The sequence below is a fragment of the Nostoc sp. genome, assembly GCF_036919815.1.
Taxonomy (GTDB): Bacteria; Cyanobacteriota; Cyanobacteriia; order Cyanobacteriales; family Nostocaceae; genus Nostoc.
This window is the reverse complement of record NZ_JBALCE010000102.1, coordinates 1-24788: the sequence shown is the minus strand read 5'-3', so window position 1 is coordinate 24788 and position 24788 is coordinate 1. Positions and strand designations below refer to the sequence as shown.

The window sequence follows — 24788 nt, the reverse complement described above, 5'->3', positions numbered from 1 at the left end:
TCAAGAATCAATCAAGAAGATCCACTCGATGCTGTAAGCCGGATTTGATGATATTGTTGAGTACAGCTTCTTTGGTAGTATCAAACTCATCAATAAAAATAAGTGCTTTATCAATAAAGCGTTCATTAAAATAATATGAATTCTCAACAAGTGTCGTATTTTTAGCAATGAACTTATCTATACTAAGGAAAAAAACAGTTTTCTCATCTGTAAATACTGCGGGATATAATTTTCCAATCCATTGATATTTTTGATCATTCTTTATAGCTGAAAGGCGGTCTTTTTTTGTTTTAAAATTATTCTTTAATGCTTCTATAATAGTTTTTCGGAATTTTGGCTCAATATTTTTGCGAATTTCTGTTTCCCAGCTATCTTTAACTTCTTTGGGAAGTTGACGTTCTTGGAGTACTTTGATATGAGACTTTAATTTCTTATAACTTTCTGTCTTGAATTGATCGGGAATTTTATCATCAATTGCGAGTAACTGTTTAATAACTGTGTCAATATTAGAATTAATAAAAAGAACATACTTGTCAAATTCATCTTCCTTTCCGTCAGCAATAAAACGTTCTTTAAGTTCGTAATGTGGCAGATTTTTCTTAAGGTTGGTAATAAACAGTATTTTCCTTTTTTGAGCAGCAAATTCCTCGTAATTAGAATAGATAAAATTGAGAACAGTGTATGTTTTACCAGAACCAGTTGGCCTACTCAGGAGCAGCAGTCCAGGATTAATTTGTTTACAGTATTCGTTTAATATTTGTTCCATATCCCTGATAACCTTAGTAAAATTTGAGATGGTTGGATGTCAATGATATATCTTACATCTATATGGCGATCGCCAACTATGACACCAGTATTAGCAGTAAAAGCAGAAGTAAGCAACTATTTCAGTTAGCTGCTATTAATGGCCATGTAACATTTTGGCGCGATGCTTTACAATGAAGCGAAGAATCTAGCAGCTGAAACAGGGGATTTATTTATGTCCCACCCGACGCTCAGTAGCCAAGAAGTCGCCCGACGTGGAAAGGAACTCTATGAAAGAAGTATCCGTGCCAAAGTTGAGACAAAAGAGAACATTGGCAAAATTATCTCGATTAATGTTGAAACAGGAGATTACGAAATCGGTGATGATTTAGTCGAAACGAGTCTTCGATTACGATCCAAGCAAACTGATGCAGCACTTTGGGGAGAAAGAATTGGTTTTGATGCCGTTTATGCAATTGGTGGTACATTGCTCAGGACGGCACAGCGATACACGGGACTATATATATAGTTGGACTTCAGGCAAGAGACTGTTTCAGACGGCGATTTAGACCCCGACTGAAACAAAGCCACGTATACACAAAGGCGAGTGCATCTGAATAGAGTTGCGGAATTAAACCCAAAAATTACGAATTACGAATTAGTAATTAATTAAATGTCCATTCTATGTACTTGACTGTGCTGCAAGCTGGACAGCTTCTATATCAACATTGAGGTGTTGAGCAATCTGCTCCACACTCATCCCTGTTTTTAGTAACAGAGGCACGGTAAGTTTCAACATTTCAACTTCCCGTTCTTCTCGACCCTCGGCTTTCGCTTCCTGATAAACCCTTGTTTGCTCCAAAGTCAATCCCAGCATAGCTTCAACTTCCTCTCTACTCAACGAAGAAAACTTATAAACGGCAATTGTGGTTATGATGTCTAATATTTCGTTTTTCGGCAGTGTGTCCGTTGACTCTAATTTTACCCGCTCAATCAATAGACGAGCTTGCTGTGCCATCACTTCATCCGATGCTAGAGTCAACTGCATCAAGTTGATACCTATTGGCTGCTGATTAGTCGCGCCTAACTCATCTAAATAGATTCGCTGCACTTGGTCGCTGTTGAGAAATATTCGATGAGTTTTTTTATCGCTTGGTTCCAAAGAGCGTGATGAAAAAATTACCACACAGTACCAGTCATCGTACTGAGAACGATTCCTGTTCAGGTACATCATCGACTCGGTAAAGAACCGATGGTAAAGAGCTTCATCTTTTTGGAATTGAACTTCAGCAAAAAAGATCACCCTGGATGTTGCATCCTCTGGCGGTAAAAACACACCATCGATGCGAAAAGCGGTTTCTTTGACTTCAAGTGATTCAAATCGATAGTTTTGCCCTTGCAGAGGAGGATTATCAACTAGTTCAAAGAGTAACCCAGGAAAGCGCTTAAAAATTTGATAGTAAATGGAGTCTCGTTTCACTACTTCATCCTAAAATTGTCTCGTTATCTGTAGGCGTAGCCCGTCGTAGACATCGCGGATTACAACCAAACCATAAAGATTAATCCTAACTTGGCTGAAGCATACGCTAATCGAGGTGTATAACTGCTTGCTAAATAACTGCGATGCCTGTGGCGGGTGTTCGCGTAGCGTCTCGTTGGCGCAGCCTCTCGTAGAGAAGAGAAGCCATCGCAAGTTCCACTTTTCGTTCGCTGATTTGGAGCGGGTAGGGTTTATCTTTATTTAAAGAGAGAGATTAAATCCGATAAACTATACGAAAAAGTAGCTATGGCAAGCGGTGAAGTATTTGATACCAAAACAAAATCCCTATCTCTGCCAAAGGTAAACCTGCTGACGATGTTCCGGCTGGGTTTATTTCAGATGGGGTTGAGCATGATGTCCATTTTGACTCTGGGGGTACTCAACAGAGTCATGATTCAAGAAATAGCAATTCCGGCGACACTGGTATCAGTAGTTCTAGCACTGCCCTTATTTGTTGCTCCTTCGCGTGTCTGGTTCGGCCAGATTTCCGATGCCAAGCCGTTATGGGGATACCATCGCACGGCTTATGTTTGGGTAGGCGCAGCAATATTTGCGATCGCAGCTTTTTTAGCTGTACAAGTAATGTGGCAACTCAATAATGCCGCAAGTAGTGCAGGTGGTTGGACATGGACAACCCAAACAATCGGCTGGACAGCACTTTTGGCTTTAGTTTTTGCTATATACGGTCTAGGAATTTGTGCTAGCGGTACTGCCTTTGCTGCTTTGTTGGTGGATATATCTGAAGAAGATAACCGTTCCAAAGTGGTAGGTGTGGTTTGGTCGATGCTAATGGTGGGGATTATTGTTGGGGCAATTATTAGTGCTAGCTTGTTGAAGCAATTAACGCCAGAAGCAACAACCGCAACCTTGCAGGCGGCGATCAATAGGCTGTTTACTATCGTCCCAGCAATTGTATTTGGTTTAGCGATCGCAGCAACATTAGGCGTAGAAAAAAAATACTCCCAATACTTAAGCCGTTCCACAGTCGTAAACCGGGAAGATAGCATTACTCTGGGCAATGCTTGGAAAATCTTGACAGCGAGTCCACAAACAGGTATATTTTTCACCTTTTTAGTGGTAATGACTATCAGCTTGTTTATGCAAGACCCAATTTTAGAACCTTATGCGGGTCAAGTGTTTAAAATGCCCTTAGCAGAAAGTACCAAACTGAATGTTTTTTACGGAATTGGTATACTGATTGCCTACGGCGTTACTGGCTTTTACATTGTGCCGCGTTTGGGTAAGCGCAAAACTGCACGCTTGGGCTGTATATTGGTAGCATTCTGTTCTGTATTGCTAGGAATATCAGGATTCACTGCTAATCCATCCTTCCTGAAGTTAGGTTTGGTATTGTTCGGTTTAGCCACTGGTTTCTTAACTACGGCAGCAATTAGCTTGATGTTGGATCTCACAGTTGCCGAAAGCGCAGGTACGTTTATTGGCGCATGGGGACTAGCGCAAGCTATGGCTAGGGGAGTGGCGGTAGTGGCAGGCGGTGGCATTTTGGATATTGGACGCAAGCTGCTACCTAGCCTAGAGTTAGCCTATGGACTGGTATTTGCTCTAGAAGCTGTAGGAATGGTGGTGTCGATATGGTTTCTGAATCGGGTGAATGTGGCAGAATTTCAAACAAGTACAAAGCAAGCGATTGCTTCAGTTTTAGAAAGCGATTTAGACTAAACATGGGGCAAATGACCAATGACCAATGACAAATGACAATTAACCAATGAATGATTTTTGGACAACAATTCTTGATTTTGCCCAAACTACGACTACCAGAGTCGGCAAGCAGCTAATGCAAGATTTTGGGCAAGTACAGGCTTCGCAAAAAGCTGATGGTAGTTTGGTGACGCAAGCAGATAAATGGGCAGATCAGGAAATTCGGGATGCGATCGCTTCTAATTTTTTTGGTTACGGCATTTTGAGCGAAGAGAGCGAACAGTCATTTCCCGGTACTGAGTGGTGCTGGGTAATTGACCCTCTGGATGGTACAACCAACTTCACACGCGGCATTCCCATCTGGACAATATCTCTGGGTTTACTGTATCGAGGCACACCGATTTTTGGTTATGTTTATGCACCAACCTTAAATCAAGCTTTTCATGGTTTCTGGGCAGGTTCATCTGGTTTAACAACACCAACAGGAGCATTTCTCAATCACCACCCCATCCACACCAGTACTGATAGTCCCAGCAATAATCACTTTTTTAACCTCTGTTCCCGTAGCACCGCAGTCATCCAAAACGGCTTTCCCTGCAAAATTCGGATGTTGGGTGTGGCTAGCTATAACTTTTTGATGGTTGCTACTGGGGCTACTCTCGGTGGGATTGAGGCGACACCAAAAGTTTGGGACTTAGCGGGGGCTTGGGTAATCGTCCAAGCGGCTGGTGGTGTTTGGTTATCGCCCAAGTCAGAACCGTTTCCATTGTCACCAGGAGAAGATTATAGCGATCGCTCTTTTCCCACCCTTGTTGTCAGTCGTCCGGAATTAGTTCCGGTATTTCAACCTTTTCTTGAAGACGTAAAAATTTAATTTGCCGCTCTGCTGCCTGGAAACAGTAATTTTCTCACCAGCCTAGTGGAGGCGGCATATCGATATTAAACTTAACAAAACTCTAGTCAAACAAAGAATTGAGTATAAATAAAGCTAGTAATAACCCTGGTATAAGTGCAAGACTAGTGTAGTTAATAGTTTAAGTATTAATATAGCTTAGGTTACACTGGTTAAGTTAGTATGAAGAATTTTATGTTATCTAATCTAGATTTAATTAGAGAGTTTGTGCAAAACTCTATCCAGAAAAAAGAAGTTTTGTTGTCAAATCATTCTTTGACAGCGCAAACAGTGTATAATACCAACCAACTAACAGCGAAATCTGAAGGCGTAATTGCCACCGTTCAACTATCTAACACGCTATCTGAATTCTTGATTTATCGAAAATCATCCCAGTGGGAATTGATAAATGAGGCATTAGCAGAATATGGTTATCTCCTCAAAGGAGAAGTAGATAGTCGCGGTTTCTATCAGTGTCAATACTGCAAAGTTCCCAAAGGCTATCAGATGCACTGTACTAAATCTGTACTTCTATGGCGAGCTTGGTGGAAATATCGCAAGTATAATTTAATACCAGGAATTCCGTTGGAACTTTTGATTAGAACACGAGATTCATGGTATCCAATCCGAGATTTAATTATTAGTAACGGACTTCTGTATATCAAAACCTTAGGAAGTGAGATATCACTTGATTCAGATGACTTGGTTACTTGGTTAAGTAAAATTGACGACTGAAAGTGAGTAATTGTTCAAAAATGTTGAGATTTTTTTCGGTTACTTTGAGACTATGACTGTAACTGGTTTTTAATAAACTGTTTCATCTTCTTTCCGCCACGCTGGATCAACAATACAAATAAATATCAGAGGTTCGATACCAGAGTTAGAAATAAATTGCCGTGTATTAGGAGGAATATACACAGCGTCTCCCGGCTGAACTATCTGGGTTTCATCATCAATGTGCATTTCTCCCGTGCCACTGAGAATATAATAGACTTCTGAGGTAGAGAGCGAGTGGGGTTGAGAGGTTTTTCCTATTGGCAGTGTTGCATGAGCCAAACTATAGCGCAATGACAGAGGTTGCTTATCTGGATGTAGAAGTTCTCGCAGAATGGTGTTATCTCCTGCGATAAATTCTGGACAGTCTTGAAGTTTTTGAATTAGCATGAATCAATTTTTGATTTGAGGTTTTCAATCTCACTATAGAAGTATAAGCCTACTTTCCTGACTTCATTTTCTAATATACAAAGATTACCATACAAAGATTACCAAATATATGAATGCCTATATTGGGCTGCCACCAATAATCATCAGTATTCACTTATGGCAGAACCGTAATCAGGAGAATTTCTAGCCCGAACGAAAATTTAAAGGGGGTTTGGGCTGAAGTTGACCAAATAATTATTAATTCATAATTCATAATTAAAGAATTGTGATGGCGCAACCTCAGTTATTGATAAATTGCACCATCAGGCATAATTGCCCCAGCTAAGTTAGCACCAATTAGTTTAACTAGAAGGCGTTCGCCAGAGCGAATCCGCGCTCCCGTCAAGTCAGCTCCGCGCAAGTCAGTGCCACTGAGATCAGCTCCAATCAAATTAGCACCACGTAAATTCGCCTCCCTGAGATCCGCTAAAAGTAAGTTTGCCCGAAATAAATTTGCTTCCGATAAATTCGCACCTCTGAGGTTGACTTTGTGCATAAAAGTATCACTGAGATTAGCACCACTCAAATTGGCATAACTCAGATTTCTGCCAGATAAGTCTTTATTGCTCAAATTTGCCCGACTGTAGTCTTTGCCACTCAAGTCTGAGTTTTGCTTTGGTGGTTTCTGGGTTGTTTGAGATGGTTTTTCTTCTTGAGGTGGCGGTGAACTAAGTATAGTTTGATGTTTGATTTTTAAAGAGCGCAACTTTTCACGAGCTTCATTTATGGCTTTGAGCTTGTCTTGTGCTTTCTGCTGTAAACGGAGATTGTCTTTGGGAATGCGATCGGGATGCCAAACAAAAACTAAATCTTTGTAAGCCTGGTTCACTTCCTCAAGTGTTGCCCCAGGCTCTAATTCCAAAACTCTATAGTACCGCTCCAGATCGCTCATACGATATTTTAATGGACAATCAACTTAATTATCAGTGATGGAGCCATCTATTCGCTGCATCATTTGTTATTAGTCATTGGGCATTGATTTCTCTGACTCGCTCATCTCCCACCCGACGGGAAACGAAAGCTACATCTCTCCCAGTCTTTATTCTTCTCTACCAGACGCTGCACGTAGCTTGCTTCCACGTACTCCTGCGGAGGACAAGCTACGCGGAGCGTCTCGTAGAGAAGTGGTACGGCAAGGTGGCACAGTGATCCCTTCTCTACGAGAGGCTACGCCAACGGCAAGCTCAGGGTAAGACCTGTCGAACTGCTCAGTGACTACGCGAACAATGCGTGAATTTTGAATGCGTGAATTTTGAATTGATTTCTCCCTCATCTCCCTATTTCCCCATTTCTCCATCGAGCGATCGCTCTCAAATATGCTCCAAGTGGAATCTGATAGACTTCAATAAAAATCCAAACAATAATTGCTAAATGTGATAAGAAAGTTAATATCGTCCAAATATATGGCATCCAAGTAATCGGTTCCTTGAGATTAGCAGGAAAATAGTAAGCTACTATGCCAATTAGAGTAGTAGGAAGAATTACAAAAATTGCTGCTGCTAGTCCATAACCCCAACATAATTCCACACCTTCCAACTGGCCTTCTGTCCAACTAAACCCATTCCAACGCCAACTTAAGGGTGGTTGCCTAGAAGGCATCTTGATTTGCTGTCGTTCTAAGTTGACTGTAAAAATTTCCTGGCAAAAGTCACAAGCCATAGCTTCCATCAATGGCATATGAGAAATCTTACCTATCCGACAGACTGGGCAGGGGTAAACTCCATAATAGTCGAAAGATTGGGCTAAGATTTTGGAACTGAGCATAATGAAACCGATGATCCTAAAAAGTTTATCTGGTCATGAGGACTTGGGTAAGAATAATCTATGGCGATTCTCAATTGTCTGCAATCAATTTTCGTAAGGTGATCTGACAAGTCAGGAGAATTATAATTTTAATTTCTTAATCCTGGCTCTTTGAACTTCTGAGGGACGGAAGCCACCATTTAGAGTTCTCTCTGATTACCTTGAGTTGACTGTATTCTATTCATTAAAGAATGGCCATATTCGGAATTTTTAGATTTTTCACTATTGATTTTTAATCAATTACACTACTCATTAGTCATGACACAACAATATTTGTAAACTTATATAACTATGGTGATATCTAATCACAAGCCACTTTCTTCCTTTAGGCAAACAAGTAACTACTAACGCCAGGCGTAATTCCAAATTTCAAATTCAAATAGGTATACAGCGTAAGGGTTTCCTGGTTTCTGAGCTTGCCGTTGGCGCAGCGTCTGGTAGAGAAGTATTGATTTGGAATCGGTGGTTTATTTACGCCAAACTGTACTAGTCTTGACTTCCACAGTTCTACTGAGTCTATCGCTTTTTTATGGTTTGTGGGGGTGTTGACACCGCCTACTCTTCCTGGTAATCTTACCAGACATAGGTATAATTCTTAAGTTTTCCAGCAAAAGCCCCACAAATGCTTAACACAAATTCCTAGTTTTATTTTTGGTTTAAGGTGGTTCACCGGGAGTGAATCGACAGAAAAATCTGTTTGTGATGTTCGTCAAGCACTTTCTTTAAAAGATATGGTGCATTTAGTTGATAGTTTAAAGCCTATAGCAACAGCCCTTGGGCGCAATATATCAGAAGCGATCAGGGCGGGTTTTAAACCTGCCCCGATTTTTTGTGCTGCTTAAATCTCTAGTTGAGAGCGTAGTTTACCGCCCTAGGCATCGCTTCTGTTGAATATCTGAGTCAAAAGATTTATTTTGAGCATCAGGACAAATAGCGATCGCCTTCTTGACCAAAATAGCAACGGTGGGCAGAGCAACTAAATTCATTTATGGGGGCTAGCAGGAAAGCGAATTTATTCGCCGTCCCTATTCCTCTATTTAGGACTTACGCACAATAGATCCCCCAACCCTCTTAAAAAGGGGGCTTTTATAGATCCCCCCATTTTTAGGGGGGATCGAGGTTTCAGATTTTCAATACGTAAGCCCTGTATTAATTCACTTGCACTGATTCCCCGTTGAAGTGTATTTTAAAATTTGCCATCAAATTTTTAGATCCTCCCTAGTTCTTTTAAAAAATCGGCTAAGGGGGATCTAAAAAATTAGAGAACAAAACCTATTCTGAGTTGCGATGCCAACTTTTAGTGCAGCCAAGTTACCTTGACTCTAGCAAGCGGGGATAATTACCTTTTAAAAAAGCTAAGGCTGAATTTAGTAACAAGACTAGTCCAGCAATTTCAGAAATGAACTCAATGCTTGAATGGATAACTAATACTATCAACTATTTTGGCTATTGGGGAATCGCCCTACTAATGTTCCTAGAGAACCTCTTTCCCCCCATTCCTTCAGAATTGATCATGCCACTGGCTGGATTTACAGCAAGTCCATATCAACCAGGAGGGGCAAAGCTGAATATCATTGGTGTGTTTTTCGCAGGACTTTTGGGTTCTGTATTGGGCGCACTTATTTGGTATTATCCGGGTAAGTTTTTAGGCGAAACCCGTTTGAAAGCTTGGGCTGATAAGTATGGCAAATGGCTGGCTATATCTAGTAAAGATATCACCAAGGCCAAAGAGTGGTTTGACCGACAAGGTAGAAAAGCAGTATTAATTGGTCGTCTTGTACCCGGAATCCGTACCTTGATTTCTGTTCCCGCAGGTATCAGCAATATGCACTTGCTACCATTTTTGTTTTACACAACATTAGGTAGCGCTGCTTGGGTGGGTTTGCTAACATACTCAGGATACGCGTTGGGTAGTCAGTATGAACTTGTGGACAAGTACCTTGCTCCTGTATCCAAAATCGTACTTGGGGGTTTGATTTTGGCATTTGTTTTCTGGATATTCAAGCGCCAGTTAAGAAGTACTAGAAGATGAAACACGGCCGCTTTTGGTTTGAAAGTAGTGAAAGCAGGGGTTACATCTGGCCAAAATTCGCCTACACTATGCCAAATAATACTAGATGTATGTTCGCATCCACCAGATGTATCGCCGGAATTAATTTTTGGCGTATTTCTAGCTACACTTGACCCAACCTAGAATTTCTGGTTGCTCGTATTTTTGTAAGATCAGCATGACAACTTTTTACAGTTAAGTTTGAATTAGGAGCTTTCATGACAGACCAACCTTCCGCCGCTACCCCAATGAATGCCGCCGCTATACCGATGAATAGAGTCTCAGCATCGACTCCCATCAATGCTGTGACTCCTACCATCCCAGTCGCAGGTGGAAAAACTATTCTCAGTGTTGATTTAGGCAGAACTTCCACAAAAACTTGTGTGAGTCGGGAACCCAACAATGTGGTGTTCGTACCTGCCAACGTGAAGCAGATGTCAATAGAACAAGTACGCGGCGGTGTTTTTGAAGCCAGGGCTACTGACCCCTTAATGGATTTGTGGCTGGAGTATCAAGGAAATGGATATGCTGTTGGTCAACTAGCAGCAGATTTTGGGGCAAATTTAGGAGTCGGCCAATCTAAGGTAGAGGCGGCACTGGTAAAAGTGTTAGCAAGTGCTGGCTACTTCAAACTCAAAAATGATATTTCAGTCGTACTGGGTCTGCCTTTTCTTTCCTTAGAGCAATTTGAAAAGGAAAAAGCACAGTTGATTAGCCAAGTAGGTGGCCCTCATGTGTTGAACTTCCGAGGCGAATCTATCTCGCTGAACGTCAGCAAAGTATGGGTAATGCCAGAGGGTTACGGCAGCCTACTATGGTCTGAAGCTCAACCAAAGAAAAGCCCTGGCAGTCCCGATTTTACAAAAATATCGGTAGCGATCGTCGATATTGGACATCAAACCGTCGATCTTTTGATGGTAGATAACTTCCGTTTTGCCAGAGGTGCTTCTAAGAGCGAAGACTTCGGGATGAATAAGTTTTATGAATTGGTGTCCGCCGAAATCGAGGGAGCAGATAGTCAATCTCTAGCGCTGATTTCTGCGGTGAACAAACCCAGAGGTGAACGCTATTACCGTCCTAAAGGTGCTAGCAAGCCCACCAACCTAGATGATTTTCTTCCTAACCTCACGGAGATGTTTTCTCGTGAAATCTGTAGCCGTGTGCTAGCCTGGTTGCCAGAACGCGTCACTGATGTGATTCTGACTGGAGGGGGTGGTGAGTTCTTCTGGGACGACGTTCAACGTCTGCTCAAAGAAGCAAAGATTAATGCTCATTTAGCAGCACCTTCCCGACAAGCGAATGCTTTGGGGCAGTATATTTATGGAGAGGCACAATTATCCTCAAATCGCGCTGCTAGGGCATAAAGCTGATGTTCCAATGGTCAAAAAAGGTAGTTAAATCCGTCACGTTCAACCCAGAGCTTGCTGATGAAAGCTTGTTAGCGCAAGTAGAAAGTTATTTGGAAAAACAACCAGACAAGACTTTCAGTGACCTCTGTAAAGAAGCCTTGTGGCAATCTTTATGTGTACCGGAATCTGTACGACCTGCTCCACAAACAGCAGCAATAACACCGATTGAACAACAAATTGGTGAACTGCAACGTCAAGTGGCTGGACTTGAGGAACGTTCTTTTGCTAAGGGATCTAATCGTTTGGAGGCGATGGAAAACCATCTACTGCAACTTTCTCAACAAGTTGCACAACTGGCGCTCATAATCAATGATCGATCAATTATTCAGTCTCCATCTCGATTAGAAGTAGTAAATAATACTTCTTATACTGTTGCTACCCCTCCTCAAGAGGTTGACCCCTTAATCAGTCGCCTTAGTCAGTTTCTGGATGATTTTTAAGAAACAATCAGGTTTGTGAGCAGATTTTGCTCCTCTCAACAATCCTTAATAGTTAATACTATTAAGGATTATTAATGTTTATATATATTTTGTATAGATATAATATTTGGCAACGAGCCACTACCCTTCTCTACGAGAGGCTGCGCCAAGGAGACGCACTCAGGTTCGGGAACCCGTTTTACGTAGATGCATAGATGCAGCTAATCAAGTTATCTAAAACGAGCGATCGCACATCAATTTTTAGTGTGAGATCAAAGGGGGATAAAGTATTATTTAAGACTATAGTATAAAGTTTTTCACTTCTAGGAATCTACAGCAGCAAATCACCCAGTTATACTGAGATAAATCAGTGTAATTCAAAACACCCTTTGAGGTCAGTTTACATTTTTCACTATGAGTAATATTAGTTTTTGGAAGCCTGCTTATCAGCTTTTTAAGCCAGAGGAACCACTTACTACACCTGAAGAACTGAGAAATTTTTATGTCAAGCGAGCTAACAGTCCTGTAGAGAATTTAATCACTTTCTTAGATATGGAAGACGACCCAGCTAAATTTTTACTAGCAGGTCACAGGGGCGGTGGCAAAACTACAGAATTGCGGCGATTAGAACAACATTTTAACAGCAAGTATACAGTAATTTGGATTGATACTGTAACTGCTCTCGACCAGTACAACATTGGCTATGCTGAGGTTGTAGTCCTAATTGGAATTCAAATTTTTGAAAAAGTTATTCAACGATAGTGGCGTTTAAAAGACGATTTATTAAATGATTTACTCGAAAGTCTAAAAACTGTAGTTTATCAAGATGAAGACGCTGAAAATAGTGGTCTTGAACTTCCAGAAATTATCAAAAAACTAGGTTTGATTCTTAAACAAGGTCTAACTAAAAAAGTTACTACAACTCTCAATATTCGTCCGCAGCTTAGTAAAATCATTGAGCGAGTTAATGCCATTATAGAAGCTGCCGAGAAAAGAAACAAGCAGAAGTTACTGGTGATTGTAGATGGTCTTGACCGACACGATCAAGTTACAGCGTTGGAAATGTTCGCTAGTCCACTGCTGACTGAGCTAATACCATTTCTTTGTGAGGCTGCGCCAAATTTTCTTGGCTTATTCTTTCTTTCTTTGTGTCCTTTGCGCCCTTTGTGGTTCGTTACTCATATAATTTGACGCATCTTCATACAGAATTGGTATAAGTTGCCATATTATATATGCGATTCCCATTTCACTCAGGTATTCTCCAAGCTTTCGTCAACCAATGGAAAGCTTTCAAAAATGCTTAGATTTAACTAATGCACCAGTATTTGAGTGCGATGAAAATTTATGTCCTACTACAATTCCTAATAAATTTGGGAGAGACATTCTTAATAGTGTAATTCATAAGCGTTTAGCAAGTTTGGGTGTTGCTTATAAGGGTTTATTTAATCCAGATGCGCTAGAACTAATTTCTCAGAAAAGTGGCGGTGTGATGCGTGATTTGATACGACTAGCTCGTACAGCTTGTGAAGTTTCTTTAAGACTAGATTTGATATATGTAGACTTAGATGTTGCTAAAGAGGCTGTGCAAGAAATACGCAGAGAATACAACTTGAGTGATTACCATTTCCCCGAACTAGATAAGGTTCACCGCATAGGTTGCTTAACTACTAATACCCATAGTTTGCCTAATAAAGGTCAGTTTGTGATTTGTGACGAGCTTTTGCAAAACAAATTTGTATTAGGTTATTGCGATCGCAGCAAAAAATCCTGGTTTGATGTGAACCCTATTCTATTAGAAGATTTACAACGTTGGCAAGCTGCTAACTCTCCCAAACTTCAATAATTATTTTCTCTTGCAATCAGCAATTATTCATCAAGAACAATGGCTTCTAACGATTCTATAAGTGCAAATGACGCAAAATAGCTAAAGAAATTAGTTAGTTTCTTAGAATTATCTAGTGGGACAACGACAATTTTTGCTATTGCACCGGAGAGTAGTCCACAACATCCGGTAGTCGAGGAAATCAAGTTACTTTTATCAGATCGTGATTATACTTTTAATGAACCTAAAAACTTTTTTTACAGTGATAATTCCCTATATAATTTTCTCTACACTTTAGATGAAACTGGGCAGGATAATTCTCAAAATAAACGCAAATTGATAATGGCCTTTGGAATTGATCAACTGCCTACATCACGCCTGAAACAAGAGATGAAGCAGTTGAATTTAGGGAGAGATTCGCTATTTGGTCGGGAATTGAGCATAATTTTTTGGCTGAATAAAGAGGAATTTTTAGAAGAGTTTCGTAACCGTGCGCCTGATTTCTGGGATTGGCGGGGTAAGTTGGTGAAATTTGAAGCACGTCCACCCGTAAATCCCCTATTTTATCCTTATCTGGAGTGGTTGATAGCTGAGAATTCCTATCTCAAAATCAGTGGCGTGATGCAAGTCCAGCGCCAAGTGGATATTTTTCTGGATCAAATTTATGTTTCACTACAAGCAGTCAGGCGACAGCAGATTACTGAAACATCGAAACTAGACCAAGAGATGACTACATTTCGCAAAGCTGAACATAGGTTGAGCATGAGCATCTCTAGCCCTTACGATTTAGATGAACCTTCCTATTATGAACCAGTTTTACTAAGTTCAATACCTGCCACTAGCACCAAAACAGTAACACAAAGAATTGATTTATCCCATGCAGTACGGGAGAACCAACACTGCGTGATTCTCGGCGCTCCAGGTGCGGGAAAGACAACGCTACTGCGTTATCTAGCGCTACATTTTGCCACAGCAAAACGTGATGGCAATGAAACAGTAATAGGTGGCGAACCCCAAGAAGAATTGGGTAAAGCTCTGTTGCCAATTTTCTTTCGCATTGCCGACTATGCAGAACGACTTCAACAAGAACCTGAGTTAAGTCTGCTGGACTATTTGCGCCAATTTTACCGCCAGTGGGAGGCTGACTTTCAAGATGAAGCTGAAGCGGGAACTGAGATGGCGACCCTACTATTAGAAAAAATGCACCAAGGGCAGTGCTTAATGCTGCTGGATGGGCTAGATGAGGTATTTGAACAAGAAAGCCGCAGGCTGATTGTGGAAAGAATTGATCAGTTTGTCAATGCTTTCTCTACTAATAAGTTTGTCATTACCAGCCGGATAGCTGGCTACCGCGATGTGAAACTGAGCAGCCGTTTTGCTGAGTTCACTATTGAAGATATGGGTGGCGAACAGGTAGAAAAATTCCTAGAACGCTGGTGTTTGGTGATAGAACGAGCGCAGCAGCCAGAGGCTAATGAGGCGCAATGGCAAAAAGCCGGAGATGACCAAGCAAGGAAAATTTTAGAGGCAATTAAAGACAATGAGGGTGTAAAACGCTTGACTGCGAACCCTCTACTGTTGACAATTTTGGCACTGATTCACCGCAATGGTGAGCGCCTACCTAACCGCCGGGTGAAACTTTATGAATTGGCTGTGCAAACCTTGACCGAAGATTGGCAGCTAGGTAAGAAGTTGCCAGATGCTCCGAAAGTGCTGCTGAACCAAAATGAAGTAGTGGCATTTTTAGCACCACTGGCTTACTGGATGCATGAGGAGAAGCCCTCTGGTTTAGTGACTGAGGCAGAAGTTGAACAACAGTTAGCAGCAAAGCTAGCAGAACTAAATGATACTGACCTGGAATCAGACTTAGTACAGCTAGCCGTGCAGGAGTTTTTACGAAAAGTGCGGGAAACCACAGGTCTATTTGTGGAACGTGCGCCAGGAGTCTACGGCTTTATGCACCTGACATTTGAGGAGTATTTTGCTGCACGTTATATCGCTGACAATGAAGTAAGCGATATTTTAGAAATCATCCGTAAACATTTGCATGAGCCGCGTTGGAATGAGCCGATTCTACTGGCTTTAGGCTATTACGGAATTTATTCTCCTAAACAGGTTAATAAGCTAGTTGAGCAGTTTTTCAGTAATATTGAGACTTATAAACCTGTAATTCAAGGTGGTAAGTTAAAAATAAAAAATGCATCTTCGCAGGATGCGATTATCATCTGGTCAGGTTTGCAAGAGGAATCAACTACTAACTGTAAGCAGTCGGAATTACAGTTGAAAGATTTATTATTTGCTGGTGAGGTTTTAACTCAAGTTGAGATTAATAGCAGTCCTCGGAAAAAGCTAATTCAAAAATTGGTTATTACCTATCTGAGTTTAGATACAGACTTTGAGGATGATACAACTAAACAACTATTAAGGCTGTTACGCCAAATTGAACTGTTTAATCAGAAAGGTGAAGTTTTCGCACTACTGAAAGAATTTGCTAATGACTCGATACTTACTGAAGAGATACGGGTAAAAGCACAGATAGCTATTCTTTATGTTGCTTGTGGTGAATCAGGGGCAGGATTAGTTAGTTGTGTCATTGATATTGTTAATCAGCTAGAGCCTAATATATTTTGTAGTCTTAGAGAGTTGGTTAAAGAAGTAGGTGAAGAAATGACACCTGCTTTAGAAAATAGTCGGGAAAATTATGGTAGCGATCAAGACTCTCAAATTTCATTAAACTTACTCACGGGAATATCTTATATTCGTACAGATAAATATACAAAAGCTATTGAGCTTCTAGAAGAAATCAATGTTCAGCCAAATGTCAGGCACAGTGCTTATATAGCTTGGTCAATTGCAACTTGTTATCAGGAACAAGATAAATTTGATCAAGCAATTGATTATTATCAAGAATGCTACGGAAAACTAGCTTTATATCTTCATCCATCACCTTTTCGGCTGTTCTGGAAAAATTGGGGTGTTTGTTACCGCTTACACACCAAATACGAGCAGTCACTAGAATGCTTCCAGCAAGCGTTGAATATAGACAGAGAACGTCAGAAGTCTGAAGATGAAGCAAATGATCTGTGGAATATAGGTAAAACTTATCAAGAGTGGGGTAAGTATGAACAAGCGATCGCCCACCACCAACAAAGCCGTGATCTCTATCAACAATTGAGTTTAGATAAGAATGTAGCAAACCAATTGTATTGGTTAGGTAATTGCTATCGAGAATGGGGAAAATATGAACAGGCGGTTGAATTTCAGCAACAGTGTCTAGCAAAACGGCAGAAGTTAGAAAACCAATCAGATGTAGCTTTAGGATACTATCAGCTAGGTCGCATTTATCAAAGTTGGGGCAAGTACGAACAAGCGATCGCCTACTACCAACAAAGCTGTGATCTCTATGAGCAATTAGGTAAAGAGAAAGATATAGCTAACCAGTGGTACAACTTAGCAGGTTGTTATCGTGATTGGGGTAAATATCAGGAAGCCGTAGAGTGTGAGCAAAAGGATTTGGCAATTCGCCAGCAGTTAGATGACCAAACCAGAATAGCTCTTGCTCATTATCAGCTAGGACGTATATATCAAGCATGGGGCAAATATGAACAAGCGATCGCCTACTACCAACAAAGCTGTGATCTCTATGAGCAATTGGGTCAAGAGGAGATTGTAGCAACTATGTGGGAGTGGTTGGGTGATTGCTATCGAGAATGGGGTAAGTATGAACAAGCATTTAAGTGTCAGCAAAAGTGCTTGGTACAACGTCAACGCTTAGAAGACGAACCAGATATAGCTAGTGCCTACTTTCAACTAGGTCGAATCTATCAAGTTTGGGGTAAATATGAACAAGCGATCACCCACTACCAACAAAGCCGTGATCTCTATGAGCAATTGGGTTTAGAGAAGAATGTGGCTAACTTGTGGTATCGGCTAGCTAGTTGCTATCGTGATTGGGGTAAATATCAGAAAGCTGTAGACTGTGAGCAAAAGGATTTGGCAATTCGGCAGCAGTTAGATGACCAAATAAATGTAGCGGATGGCTACAATCAACTAGGTCGAATTTATCAAGCTTGGGGCAAATATGAAGAAGCGATCGCCTATTTTCAACAAAGCCGTGAACTCTATGAGCAATTAGGTAAAGAGAAGGATGTCGCAAGCCAGTGTTATTGGTTGGCTAATTGCTATCGGAAATGGGGTAAATATGAACAGGCATTAGAGTATGAGCAAAAAGAATTGGCAATCCGCCAGCAGTTGGATGAGCAACCCCGACTAGCTCTTGCCTACTGGCAGTTAGGTCACATCTATCAAGCATGGGGCAAATACGAACAAGCGATCGCCCACTACCAACAAAGCCGTGAACTTTATGAGCAATTGGGTCAAGAGAAGAATGTAGCAACTATGTGGTACTGGCTGGCTAGTTGCTATCGAGATTGGGGCAAATATGAGCAGGCACTCGAATATGAACTCAAGGATTTAGCAATCCGTCAACAACTGGACGACCAAACAAATGTAGCAGATGGCTACAATCAACTAGGAAGAATATATCAAGCATGGGGCAAATATGAACAAGCGATCGCCTATTTCCAACAAAGCCGTGACCTCTATGAGCAATTAGGTCTAGAGGAGAATGTAGCTAATCAACTATCTTGGATCGCTAGTTGCTACCGCAATTTAAAGGATTACATGAAGGCGATTGAGTATTACAGCAAAGTCGAAATCTCCATCAGCAGTTAGGCCATGATGAGAGTGCAGCTAGACGCTGTAGGCAACTTGGTAACAGTCAACGTTTGTTAGCAAAAAATACTCCAGATACAGTAGTAGCTTTTGAATTACTGGCGCAAGCTGAACAAAATATGCGTCAAGCTATCCAAATAAATACTACAGGAGACTATAAAAAAAATCTTGCTTACGACTACATTATCTTTAGCTTAATCTGGTCAGAACGCTTACGCCTGTTGTCTATTGACGACTCGTTAACGCAAGAACAAATTGCCCAATTTGAAGAATATTCTAATACTGGCTTGACATATCTTGCCGAACTGGGGCAGATAGTAAATCGAGCAGATGAAGCTCTTGATATCGCTCGTGCTTATCTGGAAGTCAGCATCTTAAAAAATCTTGACAGAGCCGAAGAACTAGCCCAAGAATTCCTCCAAGTTTTTCAGGAGTACAATCGCCGAGAACTAGAAGCTTTATCTCGTAAACTCTTGGGCGAAATATACTTGAACCGCTCCCAACATCATCAATCACGTAATAAGGTAACTGCTACCCAATTTTTCACTGAAAGTCTACAAATCTACAGAGAGCTTGATTTAAGCGAAAAAGCTGCTGAGGTAGAGCAGCTAATGCATTCAAATCTGGATAATACTGGAATACCTAGCGATTAGAATTCACCCCTACATAAACAAGTCTGCTCACTTTTGTGTTGAAACAGCCGAATATTATTACTAGATTCTTTTTTTACTTTATACACTGTAGGAATGCTAAAATCCTCAAGTAGACAGTTAGGATACCTAGATGCCAGTTGTAGCTAACTCAATCAAGTTTGGTACAGACGGCTGGCGGGGCGTTATTGGTGACGAGTTCACCTTTGAACGCCTAGCCCTGGTCGCGCCAGTTGCCGCAAAAGTATTATATGATACATATTATTCTACGGTGGGTAGCCGCACAATTATAGTCGGTTACGATCGCCGATTCATGGCCGAAGACTTTGCTCGTGCTGTTGCCGATACTGTCACCGCTATTGGATTTGATGTACTTCTGAGCGAGGATTATGCCCCAACCCCAGCTTATAGTTGGGCAGCAAAAGAACTGAATGCTTTAGGGGCGCTGGTAATTACGGCCAGCCATAATCCGGGAGCATATTTAGGATTAAAAGTCAAGGGTTGTTTTGGTGGCTCAGTGCCGCCAGAAGTCACAAAAGAGATAGAAGCGCAGTTGTCGGTTGGAGTACCACTAGCAGCTACCCCAGGTAAGCAAGAGAAATTCGATCCTTGGCCTAGTTATACCCAAGCACTAGAGGGTAAAGTTGATATCGTCAAAATTCGAGAAGCGATCGCATCTGGTAAATTGACTTTATTTGCCGATGTCATGCATGGCGCTGCTGCTGGCGGATTGGCGAGACTACTAGGCAATCAGGTCAAAGAAATCAACTCAGAACGCGATCCCCTATTTGGTGGCGGTGCGCCGGAACCCTTGCCTAAATACCTTTCAAAGCTATTTGAAGTCATCAAAGCTCACCGAGAAACCGATAAATCAGGTTTAACGGTGGGGTTAGTATTTGATGGAGACTGCGATCGCATTGCAGCTGTGGATGGAGAAGCAAATTTCCTAAGTTCCCAAGTATTAATCCCGATATTAATCGACCATTTAACCCTACGGCGCGGCTTTACTGGTGAAATAGTCAAAACCGTTAGTGGTTCCGACTTAATGCCCCTTGTAGCAGCATTACATAACCTCTCAGTCTTTGAGACAGCAGTTGGTTATAAATACATCGCTGACAGAATGTTAGTAGCAAAAGTGTTGCTGGGTGGGGAGGAGTCGGGAGGAATTGGTTACGGCAGCCATATTCCCGAACGTGATGCCCTGCTGTCAGCATTGTATGTGTTAGAGGCAATTGTAGAATCTGGTTTGGATTTAGGTGAATATTATCGCCAGTTGCAGAAGCAGACAGGGTTTACCTCAGCTTATGATCGCATTGATTTACCCTTAGCAAGTATGGAAGTGCGATCGCGTCTTTTGCAACAACTGCAAAGCCAACCTTTAACAGAAATTGCTGGGAAAGCTGTAATTGATTGCCAGACAATTGACGGCTACAAATACCGCCTCGCTGATAAAAGCTGGTTAATGATTCGGTTTAGCGGTACTGAGCCAGTTTTACGCCTCTACTGCGAAGCCCCGACAATTGAGCAAGTACATCAAACTCTTGCTTGGGCGAAACACTGGGCGGAGTAAAATTAATTATTAGTCATTAGTCCTTTGTCCTTAGTAAATGACTAATGACTAATGACTAATGACCAATGACCAATGACCAATGACCAAATTACTTGTAGTAGCCACAGGAAATCCAGGTAAGTTGCGAGAAATGCAAGCTTACCTGGAAAATTCTGGTTGGGAATTAACCCTCAAACCTGAAGAATTGGAAATTGAAGAGACGGGCGAAACTTTTGCCGCCAACGCTTGTCTGAAAGCGTCACAAATTGCTAAAGCCACAGGAAACTGGGCGATTGCTGATGATTCGGGTTTGCAAGTAGATGCCCTAAATGGCGCACCAGGGGTGTATTCTGCACGTTACGCCAAAACGGACTCAGAACGCATTGCTAGGGTATTGAGAGAATTAGATAACGAAGTCAATCGGCAAGCTCAATTTGTTTGTGCAGTAGCGATCGCTCGTCCTGATGGTGCGATCGTATTAGAATCTGAAGGTATTTGTCGCGGTGAAATTCTCCATACACCTCGTGGTGATAGTGGTTTCGGCTACGACCCAATTTTTTATGTGCAAGAGTTGCAATTGACCTTTGCTCAGATGACACGGGAGTTGAAGGGGTCAATTAGTCATCGAGGCAAGGCTTTTACAGCTTTACTTGCACAACTGGAGAGAGTTAGGAGTTAGGAGTTGAGACGCGATTAATCGCGTCTCTACAGAAGTTAGGAGTTAGGAATTCTGCTAAATCCTCATTCATTATTCCTGACTCACAACTTTTAACTCTTAACTCATAACTTTTTTAAACTGCTTCTGTGTTCTTTTCCCCGGTGCGAATCCGAATCACTTGCTCAACAGGCGAGATGAAAATTTTACCATCGCCGATTTCACCAGTGCGGGCAGCTGCAATAACTTTATCCACCACCATATCAACCTGCTCATCATCAACTACGATTTCCACTTTGAGTTTTTGCAGAAACTCAACCGTGTATTCAGAACCGCGATACCGTTCAGTTTGTCCTTTCTGCCGTCCGAACCCTCGAACTTCAGAAACAGTCATGCCAACAATACCAGCGTTAACTAAGGCAATTTTCACCTCATCTAGCTTAAATGGTCGGATAATAGCTTCTACTTTTTTCATCTTCTTGACTCCTGACTTCTACTAGCTTCGTTTATATATCTAACCAGATCCGTTGTCTGAAGCTGTAACTAGCAGTGCTTTTCCTAAAAGATATGTAATAATTACCACTTTTTTTAAAGTCTAAATGCTTTGCTTGAGGGTTTAGGACATGAGAACCAGCCAGGATTTATTAATTGGATAATCTTTAAGGTTTTAACATAAAGAAGTTGCTATCAATTTAGCATTTTATGTAGCTTTTATAACCTAAAAATAGATCAACTCCGCCATTTAGCAGATTTGTTCGGATATTTAGAGAGTGATTACAGACAAATTTCACAGTAGCCTGAAAGCCTGCTGTTGCTGACTGTGGGAGTGTCAACTAACGTTTCTGATGTTCAAACAAGGGACGCACAACGAAATATCCAGCACTAAAGGCAGTCAGCATGATTAACAAGATAGTAATAATTAACCACCAGCCATTGAGTCCCTTGGCATCTGGTTGAGTAGTGGAATAATAACTTACTTGTTGCTCTTCTATAAAAACTGGTTCTGGTATCGGGAAATTTATTTCCATTACAGGTCTAGAAAAGTCTTGGCGGCGGCTTTTTTCGGGTGGGGCTTTGGGGACAACAGGTGGATGCGAACGAGAAACCTGCTGACGTGGAGGCGCTTGTCTTACTGGCTGTTTGGCAGCACTTTTAAAGTCGCCAGAAGCTTGGGGGACTTGGTGATAACTAGGTATAGTATGGGAATTAACAAAATTTTGCAAGTGAGAAAAAGACTCAACGACTTTGGTAATTTCTTGGCGTAATAGTTGATTTTCTTGTGCTAATTGCTGATTTTGGGTGGTGAGTGCATTTAGCCTCGCCTGTGCTGCTTGCAACTCTGTTGACAATTCCCTGTATACAGATAGTGGTACAGAGGGAGGGTAGGCTTGAGTAGTCGGTGTTGGTGAATTCCTGTGAACAGAACCTATGGTTGTTCGCATCGGGGGCTTGGTATTAAAAATCAAGGTAATTAGATCGTACAGAGATGCTAACAGAGATAGTCACGTCGCTTCTCTAAGGAGAGGCTGCGCGTAGCTTGTTTCCTCAAAAGGGTATGCTCCAAATTCAAAATTAATAATCCCCATAAATAAATTTAGAGGCTTGTATCCTTTTATTTTTCGGTTAGCCCTGAAACTATGCCCAAGAATAATAGAAAAATGCCAAAACGGCAAAGATTTATTATCAAGGATTGGGCATTGGGTATTGGACATTTAATGATTTCTCCTCTACCTCCCTTGCTCCCTCTGCCCCCATACCATGCCCCAGTTCCCAATCCCCTTGATCACAAAAGGTTAATTTTGTAACAATGGGAAGAAGTGCCCCACGGGACCTTGCCCTTGGCCAATATCTAGGGCGTAAGTGAGTGCAGTAGTCACATATTCTTTTGCCTGTTGCACCGCCTGCCACAAGTCTTTCCCCTTAGCCAGATTAGCAGCGATCGCAGCCGATAGTGTACAACCAGTACCGTGGGTATTTTTTGTCTCTACTTGTTTTGTAGTCAAAACTTCTAACTTGTCCCCATTAAACCAGATATCAACGCCACGCAAATCTCCCTGCATACCTCCGCCCTTGACTAAAACAGCCTTTGTCCTTAAACTTTTGTGAATAATTTCAGCAGCAGCTTGCATATCCTCCAAGGAATTAATTTGTAAACCGCTCAAAATCTCGGCTTCGTAGCGATTCGGCGTGATAATAACCGCCTTGGGAATCAGGGCATGGCACAGAGTCTTCACAGCATCATCATCAATCAATTGTGCTCCTGTACGTGACACCATTACTGGATCAACTACTAGATTATCGATTTGTAAAGCTTCCACCTGCTGGGCAACAGCAAAGATAATTTCCTGATTAAGCAACATTCCCGTTTTGGCAGCTTGTACACCAATATCCTCAACTACTGCCTGAATTTGCGCTACAACAGCCTCTGTTGGCATGGCATCAACCCTCTTCACTCCGAGAGTGTTTTGTGCCGTGACACAGGTTATAGCGCTAGTACCGTGGACACAGTGAAAAGCAAAGGTGCGTAAATCAGCTTGAATTCCTGCACCGCCACCGCTATCTGAACCAGCAATGGTTAAAGCAACAGGTATTCTGAAGTTTATTTCAGTGTTCATATTATAAAGATTAAGTAAGTCGGGGCAATCAAACCAAACTATCTCAAAGATTGATCAACTAGGCTAAAACCCTCTTCCGTCCTACCTCCTGCCTGATCATAACGACAAACATTTACGGCAACCTGACTTAAAAGTGCCCAGTCACCGTTCGCCTTTAGCGTCTCACGCTACTTGCTACAACTCTTAGAACCCCCCGTGGCTTCCCTTGTCTACCAGACGCTACGCCAAGGGAGAAGTTCGGCTGATGGCGTTTGGTAGAGAAGGCATTGCTTCTTTAAAAATATTTAGAGAAACTTTATCAAATCCTCGCACAAAGCGCCCTCCATCCCCATATCACTCTGGAAATTAACAGCACTCACCACGTTACTTGCGTAAAATTATCTCTTTTTTTGTAAAAATAATAACTAGATTCAGCGTATTTGCTGATATCAAGTACCATTTGTAAAGGCTAGTTTTAATACATAAGTCCACAAGGCTGAGTCACACCGCTTACAACAGGTTCGACTAAGTTCTTACATTAGTTCCCTTAACTTAAGGGGTCAACCTACTCAAGTTTCAACCAATTTAACTTTTACCACTGTAACTTTAAGTCCCCAGTTATTAGCCAAGGGTGCATTTTACCATACCGATTTTGCAACCTCCTGACCTAAGACAACGGATAAAGTTCAGAGGAATTCCTATGCCAAATATGATCATCGTATCGAATATAGCAGATAGGAAACCTAGCTCGCAAAGAGCAGCGATGTCTACGACGGGCTACTCCTACGCGGTTGCTACAGATGAAGATACGATTCAATTCGACTCCATCCAGCCTTGTTAATCAGACGATATCTGACGACAAGCCCGGAGGCGAAGTATCTATGCACTAATCGTCCGATCACTCTCAACAAAACCCTGACGATTAACAGTATTGATATCCCTAGTTTAACCATCAACGGTTGAACAGGAAAAAAATTTTTCAGTTTGACAACAGCCTTTCTACAACCGATGCGATTTCAAGTCGCGCTCGGATAACTGTGACTGTCCTGAAAAGTCCAGAGAAAT

At 41.6% G+C, this 24788-nt stretch carries 25 protein-coding genes and 1 pseudogene; 15 read left to right on the top strand and 11 right to left on the bottom strand.

Features of this window, described 5'->3' with window-relative positions; translation table 11 throughout:
* Positions 1 to 7 precede the first annotated feature (7 nt).
* On the bottom strand, positions 8 to 766 hold the full coding sequence (locus tag V7K15_RS23790; RefSeq protein WP_334909423.1) for a DEAD/DEAH box helicase family protein: 759 nt from the start codon (positions 764 to 766) through the stop codon (positions 8 to 10).
* Between the two features lie 32 nt (positions 767 to 798).
* Here V7K15_RS23790 and V7K15_RS23785 point away from each other — a divergent pair, with 32 nt between their 5' ends.
* A complete protein-coding gene (locus V7K15_RS23785) occupies positions 799 to 942 on the top strand; it encodes a hypothetical protein (protein WP_334909421.1) in 144 nt (47 codons plus the stop codon).
* A 37-nt stretch (positions 943 to 979) separates the two neighbouring features.
* Positions 980 to 1273 carry a hypothetical protein gene (locus V7K15_RS23780; RefSeq protein WP_334909419.1) on the top strand — a complete coding sequence of 98 codons (294 nt, stop codon included), beginning with the start codon at positions 980 to 982 and terminating at the stop codon, positions 1271 to 1273.
* Between the two features lie 153 nt (positions 1274 to 1426).
* Here the strand turns inward: V7K15_RS23780 and V7K15_RS23775 are convergent, their stop codons facing one another.
* Positions 1427 to 2224 carry an Rpn family recombination-promoting nuclease/putative transposase gene (locus V7K15_RS23775; RefSeq protein ID WP_334909417.1) on the bottom strand — a complete coding sequence of 266 codons (798 nt, stop codon included), beginning with the start codon at positions 2222 to 2224 and terminating at the stop codon, positions 1427 to 1429.
* Between the two features lie 306 nt (positions 2225 to 2530).
* Between V7K15_RS23775 and V7K15_RS23770 the strand changes: the two genes are divergently transcribed.
* The 3 genes from V7K15_RS23770 to V7K15_RS23760 all read left to right on the top strand — a co-directional run bounded on the left by V7K15_RS23770 (position 2531) and on the right by V7K15_RS23760 (position 5570).
* A complete protein-coding gene (locus V7K15_RS23770) occupies positions 2531 to 3964 on the top strand; it encodes a BCD family MFS transporter (RefSeq protein ID WP_334909415.1) in 1434 nt (477 codons plus the stop codon).
* A 46-nt stretch (positions 3965 to 4010) separates the two neighbouring features.
* Positions 4011 to 4817 (top strand): inositol monophosphatase family protein, encoded by an 807-nt coding sequence (locus tag V7K15_RS23765; protein WP_334909413.1) that lies wholly within the window; start codon positions 4011 to 4013, stop codon positions 4815 to 4817.
* Between the two features lie 213 nt (positions 4818 to 5030).
* Entirely contained in the window at positions 5031 to 5570 is a 540-nt protein-coding gene (locus tag V7K15_RS23760; protein WP_334909411.1) for a hypothetical protein, read from the top strand.
* A 69-nt stretch (positions 5571 to 5639) separates the two neighbouring features.
* Here V7K15_RS23760 and V7K15_RS23755 read toward each other — a convergent pair whose 3' ends face one another.
* The 5 genes from V7K15_RS23755 to V7K15_RS23730 all read right to left on the bottom strand — a co-directional run bounded on the left by V7K15_RS23755 (position 5640) and on the right by V7K15_RS23730 (position 8827).
* Positions 5640 to 5999 (bottom strand): cupin domain-containing protein, encoded by a 360-nt coding sequence (locus V7K15_RS23755; RefSeq protein ID WP_334909409.1) that lies wholly within the window; start codon positions 5997 to 5999, stop codon positions 5640 to 5642.
* Positions 6000 to 6282: 283 nt separating this feature from the next.
* Positions 6283 to 6930: a pentapeptide repeat-containing protein gene (locus V7K15_RS23750; RefSeq protein ID WP_334909407.1), complete on the bottom strand. Its 648-nt coding sequence runs from the start codon at positions 6928 to 6930 to the stop codon at positions 6283 to 6285.
* A 147-nt stretch (positions 6931 to 7077) separates the two neighbouring features.
* Complete coding sequence (locus V7K15_RS23745; protein WP_334909405.1) at positions 7078 to 7311, bottom strand: hypothetical protein; 234 nt, start codon at positions 7309 to 7311, stop codon at positions 7078 to 7080.
* A complete protein-coding gene (locus V7K15_RS23740) occupies positions 7308 to 7802 on the bottom strand; it encodes a hypothetical protein (RefSeq protein ID WP_334909403.1) in 495 nt (164 codons plus the stop codon). Before V7K15_RS23740 ends, V7K15_RS23745 begins: the two co-directional genes overlap by 4 nt.
* 902 nt (positions 7803 to 8704) lie before the next feature.
* Complete coding sequence (locus V7K15_RS23730) at positions 8705 to 8827, bottom strand: hypothetical protein (protein WP_334909401.1); 123 nt, start codon at positions 8825 to 8827, stop codon at positions 8705 to 8707.
* A 422-nt stretch (positions 8828 to 9249) separates the two neighbouring features.
* On the opposite strand from V7K15_RS23730, the gene V7K15_RS23725 reads away from it, so the two are divergent.
* The 10 genes and pseudogenes from V7K15_RS23725 (at position 9250) to rdgB (ending at position 21153) form a co-directional block, all read left to right on the top strand.
* Positions 9250 to 9873 carry a DedA family protein gene (locus tag V7K15_RS23725; RefSeq protein WP_334909523.1) on the top strand — a complete coding sequence of 208 codons (624 nt, stop codon included), beginning with the start codon at positions 9250 to 9252 and terminating at the stop codon, positions 9871 to 9873.
* Positions 9874 to 10109: 236 nt separating this feature from the next.
* The gene (locus V7K15_RS23720; protein WP_334909399.1) at positions 10110 to 11255 is read left to right on the top strand and encodes a ParM/StbA family protein; all 1146 of its coding nucleotides are present in this window, start codon (positions 10110 to 10112) and stop codon (positions 11253 to 11255) included.
* Between the two features lie 5 nt (positions 11256 to 11260).
* A complete protein-coding gene (locus tag V7K15_RS23715; RefSeq protein ID WP_334909396.1) occupies positions 11261 to 11740 on the top strand; it encodes a plasmid segregation centromere-binding protein ParR in 480 nt (159 codons plus the stop codon).
* Between the two features lie 393 nt (positions 11741 to 12133).
* Positions 12134 to 12481 carry a hypothetical protein gene (locus V7K15_RS23710; protein WP_334909394.1) on the top strand — a complete coding sequence of 116 codons (348 nt, stop codon included), beginning with the start codon at positions 12134 to 12136 and terminating at the stop codon, positions 12479 to 12481.
* Between the two features lie 66 nt (positions 12482 to 12547).
* Positions 12548 to 12910, top strand: a pseudogene (locus tag V7K15_RS23705) (P-loop NTPase fold protein); the annotation flags it as partial.
* Positions 12911 to 12998: 88 nt separating this feature from the next.
* Positions 12999 to 13562, top strand: coding sequence for a hypothetical protein (locus V7K15_RS23700; protein ID WP_334909392.1), 564 nt, complete (start codon positions 12999 to 13001; stop codon positions 13560 to 13562).
* A 321-nt stretch (positions 13563 to 13883) separates the two neighbouring features.
* Entirely contained in the window at positions 13884 to 18275 is a 4392-nt protein-coding gene (locus V7K15_RS23695) for a tetratricopeptide repeat protein (protein ID WP_334909390.1), read from the top strand.
* Positions 18276 to 18328: 53 nt separating this feature from the next.
* The gene (locus tag V7K15_RS23690; RefSeq protein WP_334909388.1) at positions 18329 to 18928 is read left to right on the top strand and encodes a hypothetical protein; all 600 of its coding nucleotides are present in this window, start codon (positions 18329 to 18331) and stop codon (positions 18926 to 18928) included.
* Positions 18929 to 19058: 130 nt separating this feature from the next.
* A complete protein-coding gene (locus tag V7K15_RS23685) occupies positions 19059 to 20495 on the top strand; it encodes a phosphoglucomutase/phosphomannomutase family protein (protein ID WP_334909386.1) in 1437 nt (478 codons plus the stop codon).
* Positions 20496 to 20574: 79 nt separating this feature from the next.
* Positions 20575 to 21153: an RdgB/HAM1 family non-canonical purine NTP pyrophosphatase gene (gene rdgB, locus V7K15_RS23680; protein ID WP_334909384.1), complete on the top strand. Its 579-nt coding sequence runs from the start codon at positions 20575 to 20577 to the stop codon at positions 21151 to 21153.
* Between the two features lie 112 nt (positions 21154 to 21265).
* Here the strand turns inward: rdgB and V7K15_RS23675 are convergent, their stop codons facing one another.
* From V7K15_RS23675 to thiD, 4 genes are all read right to left on the bottom strand, one after another.
* Positions 21266 to 21604, bottom strand: coding sequence for a P-II family nitrogen regulator (locus V7K15_RS23675; protein WP_334909382.1), 339 nt, complete (start codon positions 21602 to 21604; stop codon positions 21266 to 21268).
* A gap of 358 nt (positions 21605 to 21962) precedes the next feature.
* On the bottom strand, positions 21963 to 22571 hold the full coding sequence (locus tag V7K15_RS23670) for a cell division protein ZapB (protein ID WP_334909380.1): 609 nt from the start codon (positions 22569 to 22571) through the stop codon (positions 21963 to 21965).
* Positions 22572 to 22631: 60 nt separating this feature from the next.
* Positions 22632 to 22841 carry a hypothetical protein gene (locus tag V7K15_RS23665; RefSeq protein ID WP_334909379.1) on the bottom strand — a complete coding sequence of 70 codons (210 nt, stop codon included), beginning with the start codon at positions 22839 to 22841 and terminating at the stop codon, positions 22632 to 22634.
* Positions 22842 to 22922: 81 nt separating this feature from the next.
* Positions 22923 to 23744: a bifunctional hydroxymethylpyrimidine kinase/phosphomethylpyrimidine kinase gene (gene thiD / locus V7K15_RS23660; protein WP_334909378.1), complete on the bottom strand. Its 822-nt coding sequence runs from the start codon at positions 23742 to 23744 to the stop codon at positions 22923 to 22925.
* Positions 23745 to 24788 lie beyond the last annotated feature (1044 nt).